The sequence below is a fragment of the Bradyrhizobium sp. SZCCHNR1015 genome (assembly GCF_032489875.1).
In the GTDB taxonomy this organism is placed as follows: Bacteria; Pseudomonadota; Alphaproteobacteria; order Rhizobiales; family Xanthobacteraceae; genus Bradyrhizobium.
Genome location: NZ_JAUEYW010000007.1, coordinates 48,848 through 68,865 on the forward strand (window position 1 = coordinate 48,848; position 20,018 = coordinate 68,865).

16 protein-coding genes are annotated in these 20,018 nt (G+C 66.5%); 10 read left to right on the forward strand and 6 right to left on the reverse strand.

The genetic code is table 11. The features are described 5' to 3' along the window. Positions 1–147 precede the first annotated feature (147 nt). Together QX128_RS13615 and QX128_RS13620 are read right to left on the reverse strand one after the other, a co-directional pair. Entirely contained in the window at positions 148–561 is a 414-nt protein-coding gene (locus tag QX128_RS13615; RefSeq protein ID WP_316237687.1) for a GIY-YIG nuclease family protein, read from the reverse strand. A 125-nt stretch (positions 562–686) separates the two neighbouring features. Then, positions 687–869 carry a hypothetical protein gene (locus tag QX128_RS13620; protein ID WP_316237688.1) on the reverse strand — a complete coding sequence of 61 codons (183 nt, stop codon included), beginning with the start codon at positions 867–869 and terminating at the stop codon, positions 687–689. 822 nt (positions 870–1,691) lie between these two features. On the opposite strand from QX128_RS13620, the gene QX128_RS13625 reads away from it, so the two are divergent. Both QX128_RS13625 and QX128_RS13630 read left to right on the forward strand, forming a co-directional pair. Further along, on the forward strand, positions 1,692–2,489 hold the full coding sequence (locus QX128_RS13625; protein WP_316176998.1) for a rhomboid family intramembrane serine protease: 798 nt from the start codon (positions 1,692–1,694) through the stop codon (positions 2,487–2,489). Between the two features lie 304 nt (positions 2,490–2,793). Further along, positions 2,794–3,222 (forward strand): CBS domain-containing protein, encoded by a 429-nt coding sequence (locus tag QX128_RS13630; RefSeq protein WP_315801059.1) that lies wholly within the window; start codon positions 2,794–2,796, stop codon positions 3,220–3,222. Here the strand turns inward: QX128_RS13630 and QX128_RS13635 are convergent. Beyond that, the gene (locus QX128_RS13635; RefSeq protein ID WP_316215996.1) at positions 3,209–4,228 is read right to left on the reverse strand and encodes a patatin-like phospholipase family protein; all 1,020 of its coding nucleotides are present in this window, start codon (positions 4,226–4,228) and stop codon (positions 3,209–3,211) included. The two genes, QX128_RS13630 and QX128_RS13635, sit on opposite strands and share 14 nt — an antisense overlap. A gap of 273 nt (positions 4,229–4,501) precedes the next feature. On the opposite strand from QX128_RS13635, the gene QX128_RS13640 reads away from it, so the two are divergent. The 3 genes from QX128_RS13640 to QX128_RS13650 all read left to right on the forward strand — a co-directional run bounded on the left by QX128_RS13640 (position 4,502) and on the right by QX128_RS13650 (position 9,402). Continuing rightward, positions 4,502–5,578: a hypothetical protein gene (locus tag QX128_RS13640; protein ID WP_316215997.1), complete on the forward strand. Its 1,077-nt coding sequence runs from the start codon at positions 4,502–4,504 to the stop codon at positions 5,576–5,578. 73 nt (positions 5,579–5,651) lie between these two features. After that, a complete protein-coding gene (locus tag QX128_RS13645; RefSeq protein ID WP_315801056.1) occupies positions 5,652–5,822 on the forward strand; it encodes an RNA polymerase sigma factor region1.1 domain-containing protein in 171 nt (56 codons plus the stop codon). Between the two features lie 1,108 nt (positions 5,823–6,930). Continuing rightward, on the forward strand, positions 6,931–9,402 hold the full coding sequence (locus QX128_RS13650; protein WP_316237689.1) for a putative bifunctional diguanylate cyclase/phosphodiesterase: 2,472 nt from the start codon (positions 6,931–6,933) through the stop codon (positions 9,400–9,402). A 196-nt stretch (positions 9,403–9,598) separates the two neighbouring features. On the opposite strand, the gene QX128_RS13655 is transcribed toward QX128_RS13650, so the two are convergent. Next, complete coding sequence (locus QX128_RS13655) at positions 9,599–10,162, reverse strand: nitroreductase (RefSeq protein ID WP_315801054.1); 564 nt, start codon at positions 10,160–10,162, stop codon at positions 9,599–9,601. Between the two features lie 312 nt (positions 10,163–10,474). Here QX128_RS13655 and QX128_RS13660 point away from each other — a divergent pair, with 312 nt between their 5' ends. Then, complete coding sequence (locus QX128_RS13660; protein WP_316216119.1) at positions 10,475–11,383, forward strand: hypothetical protein; 909 nt, start codon at positions 10,475–10,477, stop codon at positions 11,381–11,383. A 214-nt stretch (positions 11,384–11,597) separates the two neighbouring features. Here the strand turns inward: QX128_RS13660 and thrS are convergent, their stop codons facing one another. After that, entirely contained in the window at positions 11,598–13,670 is a 2,073-nt protein-coding gene (gene thrS, locus QX128_RS13665) for a threonine--tRNA ligase (RefSeq protein ID WP_410053151.1), read from the reverse strand. A 198-nt stretch (positions 13,671–13,868) separates the two neighbouring features. Here thrS and QX128_RS13670 point away from each other — a divergent pair, with 198 nt between their 5' ends. The 3 genes from QX128_RS13670 to QX128_RS13680 all read left to right on the forward strand — a co-directional run bounded on the left by QX128_RS13670 (position 13,869) and on the right by QX128_RS13680 (position 17,071). Continuing rightward, positions 13,869–15,284, forward strand: a complete 1,416-nt coding sequence (locus QX128_RS13670; protein ID WP_409997879.1) for a hypothetical protein — start codon at positions 13,869–13,871, stop codon at positions 15,282–15,284. Positions 15,285–15,385: 101 nt separating this feature from the next. Then, positions 15,386–16,573 carry an MFS transporter gene (locus QX128_RS13675; protein WP_315801053.1) on the forward strand — a complete coding sequence of 396 codons (1,188 nt, stop codon included), beginning with the start codon at positions 15,386–15,388 and terminating at the stop codon, positions 16,571–16,573. A gap of 138 nt (positions 16,574–16,711) precedes the next feature. Next, positions 16,712–17,071, forward strand: coding sequence for a hypothetical protein (locus QX128_RS13680; protein WP_315801052.1), 360 nt, complete (start codon positions 16,712–16,714; stop codon positions 17,069–17,071). Positions 17,072–17,092: 21 nt separating this feature from the next. Here the strand turns inward: QX128_RS13680 and QX128_RS13685 are convergent, their stop codons facing one another. After that, positions 17,093–18,304: an alpha/beta hydrolase gene (locus QX128_RS13685; RefSeq protein ID WP_315801051.1), complete on the reverse strand. Its 1,212-nt coding sequence runs from the start codon at positions 18,302–18,304 to the stop codon at positions 17,093–17,095. 340 nt (positions 18,305–18,644) lie between these two features. On the opposite strand from QX128_RS13685, the gene QX128_RS13690 reads away from it, so the two are divergent. Then, a complete protein-coding gene (locus QX128_RS13690; RefSeq protein WP_316237690.1) occupies positions 18,645–20,018 on the forward strand; it encodes an APC family permease in 1,374 nt (457 codons plus the stop codon).

A 20,018-nucleotide genomic window follows, 5' to 3' on the forward strand; every position in this document is an offset into this window, starting at 1 on the left:
GTAGGAAGATCTAGCGCGTCGCTACTCAAGCTTTCCCCCGTTATGCTCTGTTTTCTCCATCAATAGCTTGCTTGTGAGTTGCTCCTCAGCGCGAAAGGAAAAGCCTGGACACGTAGGCGGGGTGCGCAATTCCGCCGAAGGCTATTCCTAGGTATCCGTCACTGCGGGCCGGGCACCGAGACGGTTCTGAAGAGGGCTAAGCTCCTGGATGAGATACTCCTCCAGCGAGGATGCTTCGTAGGCGAAATGAACCTTCAGCGTCTGCAGGAAGGTGGGCGGCTTGATCCAATCTGTGTGACGGATCGCGAATGAGGGTCTCGTTTGGAAATACTTGATGATCCGACCGGCGAGCCCACTAGACGCCTTGCCAACGTAGAGGAGGGAACCGTCCTCCGCGTAGAAGAAGTAGCATCCCGGGTCCAGGTGAAAGGGGATCGTGTTAACCCAGTTCTCTGAGGTGAGCGGGTAGAGGGCGCTGAACTCGAAGGGTGGGTCAATCGCGTAGCGCCTGCAGTAGGCTTCGACGGCTTGGCGAGCTGAGGCTGTGTTCGGCTCGGTCATGGCATCTGCGCTCCCGGTCTGCTGATGGGCCGCCGCAGTCTAGGCCAAACTCGCTCTCGCCCCACAAACAAAAAGCCCCGGCCGCGCGGGCCGGGGCTTACAGGGGCGATTCGAGAAGCCGGGTGTCAGCTGGCTTCGATGATGTCAGCTACGTGCGCCGCAATCGCATCGTCGCTGCGGTTCGGGTCCTCCTCCAGCAGGCCGATCGCGACGTCTGCGGCGTCCCAATCGCCGTCGCGGACTCTGCCGCGCACCATCTGCTCTATGGCTGCGGCGCGGTGTCGAAGGGTAGGTGCGTCTGGTCTCACTGCTGCTCTCCTCGCTTGCTTGGGTGCGAGGAATCCTAGTTCCGGCCGAATCGTCCGAGCAATCGCGGCGCGCGAGTAGTGTTCAGCTAGCTCGCTGGAGTGGTCGGCCGAGCGCCACTGGCCCGCCGACCTGCCGCCCGCGCCCTGGCGCGGCACCCGCCTCGCGGCGGGCGGACGCCAGCCCCGCCAGCCCGGCCCGCGTTGCGCCGATCTGGGCGAGCCGCTGGGAGTCGATTGGGGCGGGCCGGTGGTGGGGTAGCGGCCGTGGCCGCTGGCGCACGGGCGGCTCGCCGCGCGAGTCCTGACCGGGGGCGGCGGCTGGGCGGCTGCCGCAGTGTGGGGGCCGTTCCCGACGCAGTCAGGGCGGTGCGTTTGCCCGCCGTTAGCCAGCGGGCTAAAGAACAAAGCGGTTTGCGAGTCCTGCCAAGCACTTAGGGCTGGTGCCGCCGTTAAGGTTAAATTAACGATGAGCTTGGCGGCGTCCCGGCGATCGTTAACAATGCGTTCATCAGATCGCGGCCGGACGGTGCAAGGTCCGCCGCGATACGGTGAGGTACACGCAGGCGGCGTCAAACAAGTCTGGTCGTCGCGACGGGGCGGGGTGGGGACAACAACCCCGGGCGCTCCGGACGCGGCAAAGGCCGGCAAGTCTCGGAGGGAGGGTCTTCTCAGGACCCTCCCTCGTTCTTTTTGCGGATCCGCCGCCCTTTCGCCTCCGCTGCCTCCGCCCCGCACATCAACTCTGCCGCCGTGCGCTTGCGCAGGCCGGCCAAAGCCGCCTATCTGACGGATCTGTTCCTCTCGTCGAAGGCGTGCGTTCCGTTGGATTCCTCCTCGTCAGACCTCACGCAGGATCCGCCGCTCCAGCAGGCGCGGGAGCCGATCCTCAATCTGCCGGGCGCACTGACCGCCTACATCCTGCTGATCGCGGTGATCCATCTGCGCGTGCTGCTGCCGGACGAGTGGAACGCAGGGATCATCGACCTGTTCGCCTTTGTCCCGAAACGATACGACCAGACCCTGATGGACGGGGCGTTTCCCGGCGGCACGCCGGCAAAGATCTGGACCTTTTTCAGCTACTCGCTGCTGCACGCCAATCTGGCGCATATCGGCTTCAACGTGCTGTGGCTGCTGCCGTTCGGCAGCGCGCTCGCGCGCCGCTTCGGAGCGCTCAGGTTCTATCTGTTCCTGGCGGTGACGGCGGCGGCCGGTGCGCTGGCTCATCTGCTCACCCATGAGCACGCGCTGGCGCCGATGATCGGCGCCTCGGCCTCCGTGTCCGGCACCATGGCGGCGGCGATGCGCTTTGCCTTCGTGAGCGGCAGCTTCCTGTCGTTCACCCGCGGCGATGCCGATGCAGCGGCCAGGGTGCCGGCGCTGTCGCTGTCGCGTGCGCTGCGCAATCCGCGGGTCCTCGGCTTCCTGGCGGTGTGGTTCGGCGTCAACATCGTGTTCGGCATCGGCGGCATCACGCCCGGCGCCGAGGGCGCCGACGTCGCCTGGCAGGCGCATATCGGCGGCTTCATCGCCGGACTGATCCTGTTTGCGCTGTTCGATCCCATCCCGCATGCGCGTGGCGATGCTGCACCTGCGTTGCCGTCCGACGCGGCCGACCATTAGTTGCCGCGATCCTGCGCTTGCGAGCGCGGGTGATTTCATTCATCATTTGCGTCCACCACAACCGGGACACGATTCCGGGCGAACGAAAGCAGGCCCTTTTGTGCCATGCGGCAGGCCTGCGAAGGGCGTTGCAACCACAACGCGATCCGCTGCGTTGGATCAGACGCGGTCGGGCCGGATGCGTTGGATCGGTTGCGCTGCCAGACTGTTGATTGAAGACTCGCTTGACTGACGATCGCTGGAAGCATCGGCCGCAACGACGCCTCGTTCAAGAAGGCGCACCGGCCTTTCAAGGAGACGAGCAATGACAGTACGTGCGATCCTCGACATCAAGGGCCACCAGGTCGAGAGCGTCGAGTCCCAGACCACACTCGCCGAGGCTGCCAAGCGGCTCGCCGAGCGCAAGATCGGCGCGGTGCTGGTGATGTCGGGCAGCCGGATGGAGGGCATCCTCTCGGAACGCGACATCGTCCGCGCGCTCGGCGAGCGCGGCGCCGCGGCGCTGACCGAGCCGGTGTCGAACGTGATGACGCGGCGGGTGGTGAGCTGCAAGCCGGCGGATACGGTCGCCTCGATCATGGAGATGATGACCAACGGCAAGTTCCGCCATCTGCCGGTGATCGAGGGGGGCGGCGTGGTCGGCCTGATCTCGATCGGCGACGTCGTGAAGTGGCGCGTCCAGGAATACGAGACCGAGCAGGAAGCGCTCCGCCAGTATATCAAGACGGCGTAGTCGCTCCGCCGCCGGTCGGCGTGACTGCGCCGATCGCCTCCTGGATTGAATCCAGCGCACGTTCGGCCGCCCTTGTGCCGAACGCGATGAGGTCGGCCGCGCGGTGGAAGTCGAACCAGCCGATCTGGCCGACGCGCGGCGAGATCAGCAGATCCGGCGGATCGCCGGCGAGGCGCGCACGGGTGATGCGGTCCTGCATGATGTTGAAGGCGTCGACCATCACCGACGAGATGCCCGGCCGGCCGCCTTCGCCGAAGAACTGCCGTTTCACCGCGCGCTCCGGCGAGAACAGCCTGCGGAAGCGCCGCTTCGGCGGTGTGCTTTCCATCACCGTCTCCGGCACCTGGACCGGCTGGCCATGCGCGTAGATCGTCGTCGAATGCGTGAACACGTCGCTGGACAGGTTGGCGGCGATCACGATCTCGGCGCCGAGCGCCCGCGCCGCCGACACCGGCACCGGATTGACCATCGCGCCGTCGACCAGCCAGCGGTCGCCGATCAGGACCGGCGCGAAGATGCCGGGCAGGGCATAGGAGGCGCGCATCGCATCGACCAGGCTGCCATGGGTCAGCCAGATCTCGTGCCCTGTGCGAATCTCGGTTGCCACCGTCGCGACCTTCATCGGCAGCTCCTCGATGGTGACGCGGCCGAGCGATGCTTCGAGCTGGGCGGCGAGCTTCTCGCCGCCGATCAGGCCGGAGCCATTGAGGCGGATGTCGAGATAGCCGAGGATGTTGCGCATCTGCAGGCTGCGCGCCCATTCCTCCAGGGTATCGAGCTGGCCGGCCGCATAGGCGCCGCCGACCACGGCCCCGATCGAGGTGCCGACCACGACGTCGGGCACGATGCCGTGGGCCATCAGGGTCCGGATGACGCCGATATGGGCAAAGCCGCGCGCCGCGCCGCCACCGAGCGCCAGCCCGATCACCGGCTTGCGGATCGTCCCGAGACCGACATCGGAACCTTCGGTTCCGCTCGTACGGCGTCCTTTCAGAATATCCAGCACCGAGATCTCCACGCCTACGCATACTGTGTGCAACGAGTCGGCAACGGACTCATGACGCATGACAGCCTAGCACCAGCCTACCAGAAGCATCCTTTATGCCGGGTCGACGGGAGTGCCGGATGCCGCTGATTTGAACGCTCCGCCGGGCAGACTGCGCGCCGCGGGCGCTCAGGCGCCGGAGAATGCGACCAGGTCGCGCGCCGTTCGCGCGGTTCCTCAGGGAAGGTTGAGTAGAGGCTTGAATTTGCCGCGTTTTCGGTCAAAAGCAGGACGATGACGACAGGTCGCGGGTTCACCAGATTCCGGCGCAGCGGGCGGCTATGGCTTGTGCTCGCCTTGTCGTGCCCGCTGACCGGTTTCGTGATGTCGCCGGCCGCGGCGCAACTGTTCGGCGACCGGCCGCCGCCGGTTCCGCCGGCCTCGGTGCCCGATCCCGGCGCGGCGGTCAGCCTGGCGCCCCCCTCGGGCCCCGCCGCCGGGCCCATTCCGCCGCCAGCCCCGCAGGCGCTGCCGGGACCTCCGGTCGCCGCGATCCCACCCGGCGCGCCGGCCGCGATCCCGCCGGTGGCCGCTCCGCCGGCCGCGACTCCCAACCAGGGCGTGCTGTCGCTGTCGGCGCGGTTCGGCAAGGACCTGCCGAACATCAATGGCGGTCTGGTCTGGCGCGTGTTCGCCGACCGGCCGGACGAATCCGGCGCCTTCAAGATGCTGCGCGAGGATCGCGGCCCGACGCCGAACATCGTGCTGCCGCCCGGCACCTATGTCGTGCATGTCGCGCTCGGCCTCGTCAGCGCGGTCAGGTCGGTGAACCTGAAGACCGAGACCGATCGCGAATCCTTCGTGCTGCCGGCCGGGGGCCTGCGCCTCGAGGGCAGGGTCGGCACCAGCAAGATCCCGCAGAACCAGATCTCGTTCGCCATCTACAAGGGCAGCCAGTTCGATGGCCGCGAGCGGGCGCCGCTGGTGCCGAACGTCGCCGCCGGCGACATGCTGATGCTGCCGGAGGGCACCTATTACATCGTCTCCAACTATGGCGACGCGAACTCGGTGGTGCGCTCCGACATCCGCGTCCAGGCCGGCAAGCTCACCGACGTCACGGTGACGCACCGTGCCGCGGTCATCACGTTGAAGCTCGTCTCCGACAAGGGCGGCGAGGCGCTCGCCAACACCGCCTGGTCGGTCATCAACCCCGGCGGCGACGTGATCAAGGAATCGATCGGCGCCTTCCCCAAGGTCGTGCTGTCCGAAGGCGACTACCGCGCCATCGCCAAGAACGAGGGCAAGGTGTTCGAGCGCTCCTTCAGCGTCGTCAACGGCGTCGACGGCGAGGTCGAGGTGCTGGCGCGGTAGGCCGCGCGAAAGCCTGCAGGGGCAAACCGACTCTCCCCGCTATTGATGAGAACCCATCTCCGGGGAGAGCCGCATGCAGATATCCGACATCATCCGCCATGCCATCGCGATCGGTGAGCGTAAGGGATGGATCACGTTCGACGAGCTGAATGAGATCTGTCCAGGCAACACCGTCGCATCCGAGGACATCGAGCGGCTCATGGAGGCGCTCAGCGACGCAGGCATTCGTCTGGAGCAGGAGTGATGCGAGCGCAGAGTTTTTGCAGGATCGCGTTCCACCAACGGTGTCGTCCCGGCGAACGCCGGGACCCATACCGCGGATGCTATCGGGGACGTAGCTGTCAGCGGCCCGCCTCGCCGCGGCCGGTGGCTATGGGTCCCCGCTCAAGGCCGGGACGACGGCGGTGATCGTCGAAGCAGTGGTGCGCGACACGACTCGCTAAACTCGCGACGTCTGCCCGTCGAGTTACTTTGTCGCATGAGCCGTAGGGTGGGCAAAGCAGCCGCCGTAGGCGGCAGCGTGCCCACCGTCGATCCGCGCACGCAACAGGAAGATGGTGGGCACGGCGTCAACTGCGATCGTATGCGTGGAGAGGTCACGGCAGCGCCTTTGCCCACCCTACGGCTTTCTGCCAACCGAACTCATTATTTTGCCCGTCGGGTTACTTTGTCGCAGTTATTAGTCCTTGCGCCGTCGGGCAAATCAGGTGGATCTTTCCGCGCATCCCGCCTCGAGATGAGGGGCGTATCGCGGTCGTCACGAGACGCGAGGCGGGGAGCGGTGGGCGTGGTGGATTGCAGCGCGGGGTTGCTCGCGCCGACGAACGATCCGCTGCGCACGGTCAAGTCGCGCGGTCCTGATATCCCGATGCTGATATCAACTCACGTCGAAGCCCTGGCTTCACGTGGGGATGGTGGCCAGAAAGCCCGGCGCACCAGGGAGAACGCGAAGCAGCCGTTCAACCATCGCGCAGGGAGGGCCGGGTTTCCGGCTGACCTGTGGTACCTGCCGCCTGCATTTTTTTCGCAGGCGGGCCACGGGCCTCAGTCGAGGTCCGGCTCTCCCTGCGCCCTCTGTTTGAAGAGGGCGGTTCGATCAGCAAAACTCGGGCAGATCGTGTCGCGAGATCGCGCAGTCACATCCGCATCCGTGCCGTATCTCCCTCTCGTTGGGACAGCGGCGATGAACGTGAAGCGACGCTGTCACAGTCGCTAATGCGCGATAACCATGGAACCACTTAAAACTGTCACAATCGCTGCGCGCCATGCGCGAAGCCAATGCATTTACAGCTCGTTAAAGCCGCGTCTGCTTCAGATACCGCTGGAACAGGGTGGGCGATCGAGTGGGAATGATGAGTGCCGCGACGACCAAGGCGTTGACAACGATCAGCAGCGATCTCTTTGACGACATCCCGGTGCTCAGGCGCAAATGGCAGGCCGCGTTGAAGCCGGGGCAGCGCCTGCCGCGCTACGAAGACGTCATGCTGGGCAGCCTCGGCCGTCTCGCCGATCACATCGCGGTGCTCAACAACGACGACGGCGGCCTGCAGATTTCGCGCAGCGGCCGCTACGTCCAGCAATGGCTGCAGGACGAACGCTGGGACGTCGCGGTCGAGGCCGTGTCGCCGGATTGCGCCACCGTGCTGGTGGAGGCCGCCAATTGCGCGCTCGCCAGCGGCCAGCCCTATCTCGCTTGTGCGCATTGCGTGCGCGACGGCATGGTCCGCAGCTATGACGTCCTGGCGCTGCCGACCAATTCGCGGTGGGGCAGCACGCTGGTCGGGACTTATGTCAACGAGCGCGCCACGCAGTACAATCTGCTCGACGCGATCTTCTCGACGACCGATGACGGCGTCGTCTCGCTCGCGACCATCCGCGACAGCGTCGGCATGCCCTGCGATTTCCAGGTCGTCCATCACAATCGCGCGGCCGCTGACCTGCTCAGGCTGCCGTCGGCGACGCTGCAATGGCATCGGCTGAAGCAGGGCGGCAACATGTTGTGTACGCCCGAGGTGATGGCGCGGCTGTTCGACGTGGTCACGCACGGGCGAAGCGACCAGTTCGAGCTCGACAGCGAAGCGCGCAGTCTCAGGCTCGGCGCCCACGCCTTCGGCGACATCATCTCATTGACCATTGCCGATGTGACCGCGCTGAAGCGGCGCGAGGCCTCGTTCCGGCTGCTGTTCGACGCCAATCCGGTGCCGATGTGCATCCTCGACGCCAAGACCGCGCAGATCCTCAACGTCAACGACGCGATGGTCGGGCACTATGGCTACGGCCGGGCCGATCTCCTGTGCATGAACGTCTGGGATCTCTGGCCGCCGGGCGAATGGGAAAGCCTCGATGACGCGCTGTTGCGGCTCGCCGACGGCGATCTGTTTCACCGCGACTGGCGCCATCGCAAGGCTGATGGCAGCGAGATCGAGGTGCTGACCTATGGCCGCGAGATCAGCTTCGATGGCCGCGACGGCGTGCTGGTCGCGATCGTCGACATCACCGAGCGCCGCCGCGCCGAGGCGCGCATCGCCTACATGGCGCACCATGACGGGCTGACCGGCCTGCCGAACCGCGAATTCTTCCAGCAGCGCCTCACGCAGGAGCTCGACGGCGCCTTGTCGGCGGACAGGCGCATCGCGGTGATGTGCATCGACCTCGACCTGTTCAAGACCGTCAACGATTCCTTCGGCCATCCGATGGGCGACCGGCTGCTGCAGGCGGTCGCGGGCCGCCTGACGCAGCAGATGCATGGCGGCAAGCTGGCGGCGCGGCTCGGCGGTGACGAGTTCGCGGTGATCATCCGTCAGGGCGGCGCCGATGACGCCAGCGAGAGCGCCGCGCGTCTGATCGCGGCGCTCAGCGCTCCCTATGACATCGACGGCAATGAGCTCGTGATCGGTGCCTCCATCGGCATCGCGCTGTCGCCGGGCGACGGCGCGAGCTGCGAGGAACTGATGAAGAACGCCGACATGGCGCTGTACCGCGCCAAGCAGGACGGCGGCCGCGTGCATCGGTTCTTCGAAAAGGAGATGGACCGCCAGGCGCAGAAGCGCCGCGACATGGAGCACGATTTGCGCCGCGCCTTCGCGCAGGGCGAATTCGAGCTGCACTACCAGCCGCTGGTCGACGTCGCGACCGGCGCGATCTCCGGCTTCGAATGCCTGCTGCGCTGGCGCCATCCCGACAAGGGCATGATCTCACCGGCCGACTTCATCCCCGTGGCCGAAGACATTGGACTGATCGTGCCGCTCGGCGAATGGGTGCTGCGCGAGGCCTGTCACGAGGCGGCGCGATGGCCCGATGGCATCAAGGTGGCGGTGAACCTGTCGGCGGTGCAGTTCCGCAGCCGCAATCTGGTGCAGGTCGTGGTGCAGGCGCTGGCACAGTCGGCGCTGGCGCCGGAGCGGCTCGAGCTCGAGATCACCGAGTCGATCCTGCTGGCGGAGACCGAGGCCAATCTGGCGACGCTGCATCAGCTGCGCCAGCTCGGCATCCGCATCTCGATGGACGATTTCGGCACCGGCTATTCCAGCCTCAGCTATCTCCGCAGCTTCCCGTTCGATAAGATCAAGATCGACCGCTCCTTCGTGAAGGACCTCGCGCAGCGCTCCGACTGCCTCGCCATCGTCCGCGCCATCTCCGGCCTCGGCAGGAGTCTCAACATCATCACCACCGCCGAGGGCGTCGAGACATCGGATCAGCTCGACTGGCTGCGCGCCGAAGGCTGCAACCAGGTCCAGGGCTATCTGTTCAGCGCCGCCAAGCCGGCCTCGGAGATCGCGGGGCTATTGGCGCAGTTCGGTGGGCGATCGTCCAAGGCGGCGTGATGGGATGACGGCCGCCACACCCTCAACCGTCGTCCCGGACAAGCGCGCCGTAGGCGCGCGCCGATCCGGGATCCATAACCCCAGGAAGATGTGGTGACGGATGGTGTCGAACGAGCTTGTGTCGCGACTGCCGCCGGTGGTTATGGGTCCCTGCGTTCGCATGCGTTCGCAGGGACGACAGCGGAGATTGTCGCGCTCAGAACCGCGTCACGATGTCCGCCAGCGCCGGGCGCGGGCGGTCCTCGCTCGGCTTGGTCGGCTTGCCGATATGAATGAGACCTGCGAGCTTCTCCTCCGGCTTCAGGCCGAGCCCGTCCATCACGTCGCGGTCGAACATGAACCAGCCGGACAGCCAGCAGCCGCCATAGCCGAGCGCGGTGGCCGCGGTCAGGATGTTCATCGCGCTGGCGCCGGCCGACAGCTCCTGCTCATAGGCCGGCACCTTGGGATGCGGCCGGGTGAAGCTGACGAGACCGATCACCAGCGGCGCTTCCATGAAGCGGTTCTTCTCCACCTCCAGCTCGGCAGCGGTCGCCTGCGGGTTCTTCCTGGCGAAGGCGGATGCAATGACTTCGCCGGCGCGGCGCCGGCCGTCGCCCTCGAACACGATGAAGCGCCACGGCGCGAGCTTGCCATGGTCCGGCACGCGGGCGCCGATGGTCAGGATGGTGTCGAGCTCGGCGGGCGAGGGGCCGGGACCGCTCATCTCGCGCGGCTTTACGGAGCGGCGGGTCTTCAGGAGTTCAATCGCGTCGGTCACGTCGTCAGGTCTCGTTGGTTGCATCCGCGACAGATAGCATGCGCCCCCGCCCGCAACGAGATCACGGCACGGCGTTTTGATCGGTTCTACCGCGTGCTGCCGCGGCCGCAGGCGGACCCTTTGCTCGAGCCGGCGTGCAGCCGTGACGTGAAGCCGGCCATCTTTCGCCTGGTGCGGCAGCGTCGGTCGTACGGGCTGCGGCCATCGGTCCGCAGCCCGGCCTGGCGCCGGCAATTGTGGAAGTTGGGGTGGATCGGTAAAAAGATGACGCTGGCGACCGCAGCTCGCGGCCGGCCGGGCACCAGCCTTGCAGTGGGAATGACAGCGCTGACACCTTCACCTGATGCCGTACTGCGGCTGCGCGGCGCGCCCGGCTTCGCCGCGGCGATGCGAGCCTCGACCGCAGCCGCGGTCCGGCTCTACCGTGGCGACCGCATCCTCAATGCGTTGCTGAGCGATCGGGCGAGGGCGCTGTTTCCGCATGTCGCGCTGTACCTGCATTTCGCCGAGCAGCGCGACGGCGAGCTCGGCCTGACCGTCGGCGCCATGAAGGAGATGTGCGCCAGACTCGATCTGTGCAGTGGCGGCCGCTGCGAGGCGATGCTGGCGCTGATGCGCGCGGCCGGGCTGGTCGCGTCCGCCGCCAATCTCGACCGTCGCCGGCGTCCGCTGGTGCCGACCGACAAGCTGATCGCGCTGCATCAGGAGCGCTGGGGCGTGCAGTTCGACGCGATGAGCGCGGTACTTCCGGCCGCCGTGGTCTATCGGACGGCGCTGAACGATCCGGCCTTCGTGAAGACCTTCGTGCTCGAGCTCGGCCGCCGCTTCATCGCCGGCCTGCGCGTCCTCGACGGCGCGCCCGAGCTGGAGCCGTTTGCCGAGCGCACAGCCGGCATGGTGATCCTGTTCAGCCTGGCCCAGGGCGCAGGGCCCGAGCAGCCGTTCCCGCCGGATGAACCCGTGCCGCTCTCCATCAACGCCCTGGCGACGCGCTTCTCGGTGTCGCGCAAGCATGTGCTGACACTGCTGCGCGATGCGGAAGAGAAGGGCCTGCTCGCCCGCGGCACCGACGCCATCACCATCCTGCCGCGCGGCCGCGAGGCGATCGAGCGGATGCTCGCGACGATGTTTCTCTACATGGCCGAATGCGCCGAGGTGGCGCTGCAGGCGGCGGGCAAAGATAGAGATTCCGCTGATGTCGTTGTCACTCTGTCAGCGTAGCCGCTCGCGACAGCCGGCCCATGCGGGCGCAAGATCTATCCCCGCATCATTGCAAGCGCAGCAAAGCAATCCAGACTGTCCCTGTGGAAAGACATTGGATTGCTTCGCTGCGCTCGCAATGACGGCGAGGGAACGTGTTGATCGGGTCAACGCAAGCGACATGCGGGAATACCGTTCCCGCGTGTCGGCCCGCTTATGCGGGGATAGGCTGACCTCAGGCCGCCTCGCGCTGGCGGCGCCGCACGTCGGGCGGCGTGGCCTCGTCGACCAGCGCGGCGATGGCCTCCGCGGTCGGCATCACGGTCTGGCCCTCGCGGCCGAGCCGGCGGACGGAGACCGAATGCGTCTCGGCCTCCTTCTTGCCGACGACGAGCAAAGCCGGGATCTTCTGCAGCGAATGCTCGCGGACCTTGTAGTTGATCTTCTCGTTGCGCAGATCGATCTCGGCCCGCAGTCCCGCCCGCCGCAGCGCCGCCAGCACCTGCTTGGCATATTCGTCGCCCTCCGAGGTGATGGTGGTGACGACGACCTGGGTCGGCGCCAGCCACAGCGGGAAGCTGCCGGCGTAGTGCTCGATCAGGATGCCGATGTAGCGCTCCATCGAGCCGCAGATCGCGCGGTGTACCATCACCGGCGCCTTCTTGGCGCCGTCGGCGTCGATGTAGAACGCGCCGAACCGCTCCGGCAGGTTGAAGTCGACCTGCGTGGTGCCGCACTGCCAGTCGCGGCCGATGGCGTCGCGCAGCACGTATTCGAACTTCGGCCCGTAGAACGCGCCTTCGCCCGGATTGATCTCGGTCTTGATGTGGTTGCTCTGCGCCTTGATCTCATTCAGCACGGTCGCCATCACGCGCTCGGCGTGATCCCACATCTCGTCGGTCCCGACGCGCTTGTCCGGCCGGGTCGACAGCTTCACCGTCAGCTCGCCCTCGAAGCCGAAATCCGAGTAGGTCGACAGGATGAGGTCGTTGATCTTCAGGCACTCCTCGGCGAGCTGATCTTCCGTGCAGAAGATGTGCGCGTCGTCCTGGGTGAAGCCGCGCACGCGCATCAGGCCGTGCATGGCGCCGGAAGCCTCGTAGCGATGCACGACGCCGAACTCCGCGAGCCGCAACGGCAGGTCGCGGTAGCTCTTCAGGCCATGCTTGAAGATCTGCACGTGACCCGGGCAGTTCATCGGCTTCAGCGCGAACCAGCGCTTGTCCTCGGCCTCGTCGCCGGCGGACTGTGCAGCGAACATGTTCTCGCGGTACCAGTTCCAGTGGCCCGAGGTCTCCCACAGCGACTTGTCGAGGATCTGCGGCGCATTGACCTCGTCATAATCGCCAGCGAGACGCCGGCGCATATAGGCGATCAGCGCCTGGAAGATGCTCCAGCCTTTCGGATGCCAGAACACGACGCCGGGGCCTTCCTCCTGGAAGTGGAACAGGTCGAGCTCACGGCCGAGCTTGCGATGGTCGCGCTTCTCGGCCTCCTCGATCTGCTTCAGGTAGGCGTCGAGCTGCTCCTGCTTGGCGAAGGCGGTGCCGTAGATCCGGGTGAGCATCGGATTGTTGGAATCGCCGCGCCAATACGCGCCCGCCACCTTCATCAGCTTGAAGGCGTTTCCGATCTTCCCGGTCGAGGTCATGTGCGGGCCGCGGCACAGGTCGAACCAGTCGCCCTGGTAGTAGATCTTGATCGGCTCGCTGCCGGGAATGGCATCGACCAGCTCGACCTTGAACGCCTCGCCCTTGTCGCGGAACACCTGCTTGGTCTTTTCGCGGTCCCACACCTCCTTGGTGAAGGGTTTGTCGCGGCCGATGATCTCGCGCATCTTCTTCTCGATCGCGGCGAAGTCCTCGGGGGTGAACGGCTCGTTGCGGAAGAAATCGTAATAGAAGCCGTTCTCGATCACGGGGCCGATCGTGACCTGGGTGCCGGGCCACAGCGCCTGCACGGCTTCCGCAAGCACGTGCGCGCAGTCGTGCCGGATCAGCTCCAGCGCGCGCGGGTCGTCGCGGTCGACGAGCTCGAGCTTGGCGTCCTCGGTGATGGGATCGATGAGGTCGACGAGGTCGCCATTCAGCGCCATCGCGACGGTGCGCTTGGCGAGCGAGGGCGAGATGCCCTTGGCGATGTCGAAGCCGGTGGTGCCTCTGGGATATTCGCGGCGGGCGCCGTCGGGGAAGCTGATGGTGATCTTCTCGACCGGGGCGGCGGGCTTCAGGTTGCTGAGGCTGTATTGGAAGCCGGGCTTGGACTGGTCGGCGGCGGATTTCGCGTCGGGCGATTTGGAATCAGGCATGGGTCTCTCCTTGAGCTCACTCCTGCGAACGAGCGCAGGTAAGCGGGAGCAAGGGGTATAGCAGGGGATTCGGAGGCTGCAACCCGGGGAGGGAGGGGAAAACCGGCCAATTGCGGCCGACGGGGCGATGCGGTGATTGCCGCCGCGGGCCGGTATGATACAACTTCAAGTGTTCGGGGCGTGGGGACGCGTTTGGCGATGGAGTCTGCAGGGGAGGCGCCGCTCTCTCTTTTTCGGCGGGGTGGCGCGCATGTCGGGGCCGCGCTGATCATGTGCGTGCTGTCGAGCCTGTCGCCGCTCGCGGCCGCTCCGACGATGACGAGGCCGGCGGCCCAGCCAAAGCCCGCGGCACAGGCGAGGCCGGCCACCCCGGTCAGGCCCGCCACGGAGTCCAAGCCGGCTGTGCGCCGGGCGTCGCCGCCGCGGATCGCAGACGGCTCCACGCCGATCGCATTCGCGCTCGTCAAGGGCTCCTCGGATGTCTGCGGACATGGCTGTGACAGCTGGATCGCCGCCGAAGGCAAGATCGACGGCAGCGCCGCCGCGCGGTTTCGCAAGTTCATGAAGCAGATCGGGGAGCGCCGATTGCCGATCTACTTCAATTCGCCAGGCGGCAATCTGCAGCAGGCGCTCGCCATCGGCGACATGCTGCGCGAGCGCAAGGCCGCCGTGCGGGTGGGACGCACCACCTTGCGCGAGTGCGGCTTCGAGCCTCAGGAGGGCGACGCTTGCACCAAGCTGAAGCTGTCCGGGCGCGAACTGCACGGCGAGGTCTGGACCCGGGGGGCGATCTGCAATTCGGCCTGTCCCTACCTGCTGCTCGGCGCGCCCACGCGCGAGATCGCAGCGGATGCGACGCTCGCGGTGCATTCGCCGCGCGTCATCCTGAACTTCACTGGCGGCGTCCCGACCCGCGAGATGCGGGCGCAGGCGATGCAGCAGGCGATGGCGCGGGCCGACAAGATGGTGCTCGACTACATCACCAGGCTCGGCGCGGATCCCGCTCTGCTCACGGTGGCGCGGTCCGTCCCGTTCGAGAGCATGCGCATCCTGACGCGGGAGGAGATTGCGCGCTTCGCGCTCGACCGGCGGCAGCGGGTCGAAAGCCCCTGGATGTTCGAGACCGCCAGCCGTGGGATTGCCTACAAGACCATTCTCGCACGCAAGGAGGGTGAGAGCACGTTCCAGACCACGCGCTTGCAGATGGTCTGCTTCGATCAGGACCGCTTCGAGCTCGACGTCGAGCGCATCGCGCCGGCCGGCCCGCCGCCGGCTCCGCTGGCGATGACGAGCGGAGATCTGCGGCTCAATTTCCTCTCGCCGCCGCGGCGGTCCGGCGATCGCGAGACTTGGGGCGTGTTCCTGAATGCAAGCCAGGTGAAAACGCTGTCCTTGATGCCGTCTGCCGAGCTGAGCGATTCCCTGTTGAATGTTGCGCGTCGCAATGTCTCGACATTTCCGGTGAGCAGCGAAGGCCTGCAATCTGCTCTGAAGATGCTGACCGAGAGCTGCCCGCCGTCCAAGGCTATCGTCCGTCCGACGGGCACGCCGGTTCCCTGGAGGCAGATTCCCTCGCCGCAGGCCTCGGCGGCGCAGCCTGCCCCCGCGCGCTGACGAGAATAGCGGCCAGGACAAGGGAGGAGGACGAGAGAAAGTCATGGACGGCATGAGACATTTTCATGCAAATGCATGAAATTCTCTGCTATTGAGGCGCGATGACATCCGCTTCCGCTTCCGGGCGCCTTGCGCCGACCTCGCTCATGCTCGGCAATCTCGTCACTGGCTGCTCGGTGCTGGCGCCCGCTGGCCTGCTGCCGGAGCTCGCCTCGGATCTCGCCGTCGGAATTCAGACGGCGGGGCTGCTGATCACCTTCGGCGCGGTAGTGCTCTGCATCTGCTCGCCCTTGACCGCCTGGCTGACGAGCCGCTTCGACCGCCGCCGTCTGCTGGCGGCGACACTCCTGGTGCTCACGCTCGGCAATCTCGCCTCGGCGTTTGCACCGGACTATGCGAGCCTGCTGGCGCTGCGCCTGGTGATGCTCGCGGTCGGCGCTCTCTATACACCGCAGGCCGCCGGGACCGCGGCGCTGATCAGCCCGGTCGAGAAGCGCGGCAGCACCATCGCCTATGTCTTCCTGGGCTGGTCGCTGGCGGCCGCCGTGGGGCTGCCCATGATCACCTTCATCGGCAGTCATTCCGGTTGGCGGGCCGCCTATCTCGCGGTCGCTGCGGCCGGCGCGGTCAGCTTCGTGCTGCTGACATGGCGCCTGCCATCCGGCCTGAAGGGCGCGCCGGTCGCGTTGAAGACCTGGACCGAGCTCGGCCGCAACCGCCTGGTGGTGCTGCTGCTCCTGGTCACGACCCTGCAGATGTCGGGACAGTTCGTGATCTTCACCTTCATGGGACCGCTGCTGAAGCGCCTGACCGGCGCCGACTCCAACCAGATCGGGCTGGTGTTCGCGATCTACGGCGCCTGCGGCTTTCTCGGCGTCGTCATCGCAACCCGGATCGTCGATGGCTGGGGGGCCTATCGGACGTCGCTGTTGTTCACCTGCCTGATGTTCGCCGGCGTATCGGCCTGGACGCTGGCGGCCGGCACCTACGTCCTGATGGCGATGGCGGTCGCGATCTGGGGGTTGGGATTTGCGTCCACCAATTCGATGCAGCAGGTTCGGCTGGTGGCAGCCGCGCCGCCGCTCGCCTCGGCCTCGGTGTCGCTCAACACGTCCGTGCTCTATATCGGCCAGGCCATCGGCTCCGCGATCGGCGGCAGCCTGTTTGCACGCGACCTGCTCGGCGCCACCGGCTACGTCGCCCTGATGTTCCTGACCCTGGCATTGCTGGCGATCCTGGCCAGCCGCCAGCGCGCGCAGATCGCGGTTCCGGCCCGAGCAGCGGGTTGACGCTTGGCAAGACCGGTCCGACCGGATTAAAGGCCGATGTCGTTGGGGGGCTGCCGGGGGCGTGGATTCTGCCTCGGCCGGCGAGTAGCATCGGCGGACGTCCTCGCGTGCCCACGGGTCGGACAAGAGAGATATGGCATGAAGAAGATGATGTTGAGCCTGGCCGCAGTGCTGCTGTGCACCCCTGCGCTGGCCCAGAGCGCGCCGATGGTCGGTGACCGCCCGCTGGTGCAGGTCAAGCCGAAGGGAACGAAGACCGCCGCCGCCGCGCCGGCCAAGCCGCAATCGGCAGCCGTCAAGCTCCAGGCCTGCCTGGACATCGACGACGGAACCAAGGAGCGGCTGAACTGCTATGACGCCGTCATTCCTCCGGCAGCCAAGCCGAAAGCGATGAAGGCCAAGACCGTCGCCGACTGCAAGTTCACCAAGGAAGAGGACGAGCGGCTCGCCTGCTTCAACGGCTTCGTCGAGAACATGCCGAAGCTGCCGAAATCCTGAAGCGCGGCGTCGGCTGCCCGCTCAGCGGCTCGACACACGGTTCGAACTATCCTGGGCTCCGGCCGCAATCCGGATCGGCGGCTGGGCGGCCGCCATCTTCATCAGCACGTCCTTGATCGGTTGGCGGGTCCAGGCCTGCGTGACGTAGTCGCGATGGGTGATGCCCTCGTCGGTCTCGACGAAGACGACGCTGCCCGGCCGCAGCGGCCGGTCCATGCCCTCGGAGACCTCGATGCCGCGATTGCGCAGCATGGTCATCAGCTCCTGATCATGCCGCGCGGTATAGCGGGTGTAGGAGCTGATGAAGAAGCCGGAGCGGTTGCGCTCGATCCAGTTGGCGAATTTGTCGAGCTGGCCATAGACCGCATCGAGCAGCACCACGCCGCGCACGCGGTCGCTGATGCCGCCGACCTCGAGGCTCCAGGCCGTAGGGAGAAAGCCGCCGCTGTAGCCGACGATCACGATGGGCATGCCGGCGAAGGTCTTCGCGCTCGCGGGATCGCCGGTCAGGCGGGCGAGGCTGGCCGCAGCCTCGTCCATGAAGCGCTTGAAGCCGCCGGGCTGCCAGAACTTGCCGGCGCTGGAATCCGCGGCGTCGACGGCCATCTGCGGCGCGAGCAGCACCGCGTTGACGCCGGCCGCCGTGATCTGCTGCGGCACCAACTGGCGGTCGCGCACGTCGCGCTCCAGCGTGGCGCCGTTGCCGTGGAAGAACACGACGATCACGCCCGGCTTGCGCACATCGAACTGTTCGGGGACGTGCACCAGCACGCGGCTGTCGTTGTAGGTCTGGTCCTGCCAGTAGACGCGGCCGGAGAAGCTGCGGTGGCCGCGTCGCTCACCGTTGCTGACGTTCAGGAACGGCGCGTCGGAGGCTGGGTTGTTGCCGAAATAGGGAAAGGCCGACGACTTCATGCTGACGAGGGTCGTCAGATCCTCACGCTGCCGCCGTTCCGGCCGTTGCGGCTCCAGCGATGCGATCTGAGAGGGCGCGGGCTTCGAAGCGAAGTCGGAGGGCGTGTGAAGCCGGAAGCTCTCCTGCGCGGAAGGGAAGCGGTCGCTGAATTCAGGTACCGGAAAACGGTCGTCGAAGGTCAGCCCCTGGGCCGTCGATGCGTTGGCGGCCAACGCCTCGGGATTCGGCGCCTTGCCGCAATGCGTGACGGAAAGACAGATTGCCAGCGCCGATGCCGCGCGCCACCAGAGGCGCAAGCCCTGGCGCACAGACCTCATGACGTTCTGGTGTTCCCCGATCATCCGTCCCCAAAGACGCGTTCGAGCCCCAACGCGGCTCTTCAACCAGCGGATTTCGTTCAACCTGCGCCGCCGAAATTGAGGTCGCGTTAAGGATCGTGTCCGGTCAACCCCGGGCGCACCGGGACACACCACGCGAACGTGTCGCGATTGTGGGTCGTTTGGCCGCCCGATGCAATGCCGCAGCCTGCCCCGGCCGAAATCGGTTCAAAAATACCCTTGAGGAAGGTCATATTTAATGCCCGTTAACGATGTTTGAATGCTTCGGCGGGAACCTGGGCTGAGGCAGAGGAAGGGGCGCACGGCGTCCCTCGACGAAATGGCTGCATCCGAGGCGGACGATCCCAGCCTGGGCCGGGCGGACGGCGACCGGGTTCCATCCGTGTCCCTGCCGGTCGCGACCGCCATCGTCATCGCCGACATGATCGGGGTCGGCGTCTTCACCAGCCTCGGCTTCCAGGTCCGCGACATCCCATCCGGCTTCTCCATCCTGGCGCTGTGGGCGGTGGGCGGACTGGTGTCGATCTGCGGGGCGCTGGCCTACGCCGAACTCGGCACGATGTTTCCTCGCTCCAGCGGCGAGTACAATTTGCTTACGCGGGCGTTCCACCCGGCGATCGGCTTCATGGCCGGGTGGGTCTCGGCGACCGTGGGCTTCGCAGCGCCCGTGGCACTCGCGGCCATGGCGTTCGGAGAATATGGCCGTGCCGTCATCCCGGGCGCTCCGCCGATGCTGCTCGCCACGGGCGCAGTCTGGCTCGTGACGGCAGTGCAACTCGGCGGCATCAGGCAGTCGAGCCGCTTCCAGCTGTTGTCGACCGTGCTGAAGCTCGGGCTCATCACCGCCTTCCTGATCGCCGGCTATACCATTGCCGCCCCGCAACCGGTGACGTTCCTGCCGGCCACGACCGATCTCGGCCACGTGACGAGCGCTGCGTTCGCGACTGGACTGGTTTTCGTCATGTACGCGTTCTCCGGCTGGAACGCGGCGACCTACATCATCGGCGAGTTGCATGCGCCTGAGCGAACCTTGCCGCGCGCGCTGCTGCTGGGCACCGTGATCGTTCTGGTGCTCTACATTGCGCTCAACGCGGTTTTCCTGCGGGCTGCACCGATGGACGCGCTCGCGGGCCAGCTCCAGGTCGCAAGCATCGCGGGCAGTCATATCTTCGGCGAGACCGGCGGGCGCTTCGTGGCCGCGATGATCTGCATCGGACTGGTTCCTTCCATCGCCGCGATGATGTGGATCGGCCCGCGCGTGCTGATGACGATGGGCGAGGACATTCCGGCGCTGTCGGTGTTCGCGCGGCGCTCGCGCAACGGGGCGCCGGCCTATGCCGTCCTGTTCCAGCTCACGGTGGCCACCCTGATGCTGTTCACGGAGAGCTTTGAGGCGGTGCTGGACCTGGTCCAGTTCTCGCTCTTGTCCTGCTCGTTTCTCGCTGTGGTCGGACTGTTCAAGCTGCGCATCGCGCAGCCGGACCTCCAGCGACCCTATCGCGCCTGGGGCTATCCGGTCACGCCGTTGATCTTCCTCAGCGTGACCTTCTTCATGATGTACTATCTCGTCATGACGCGGCCGTTGCAGGCAGGGCTCGGCGCAGGCGCAATGGCGTCGGGACTGGTGATCTATTGGTTCGCTCACGCGCGGTCGCGCCGTGTCGCCGCAACGCTCGCATCGGGTTCGGATTGA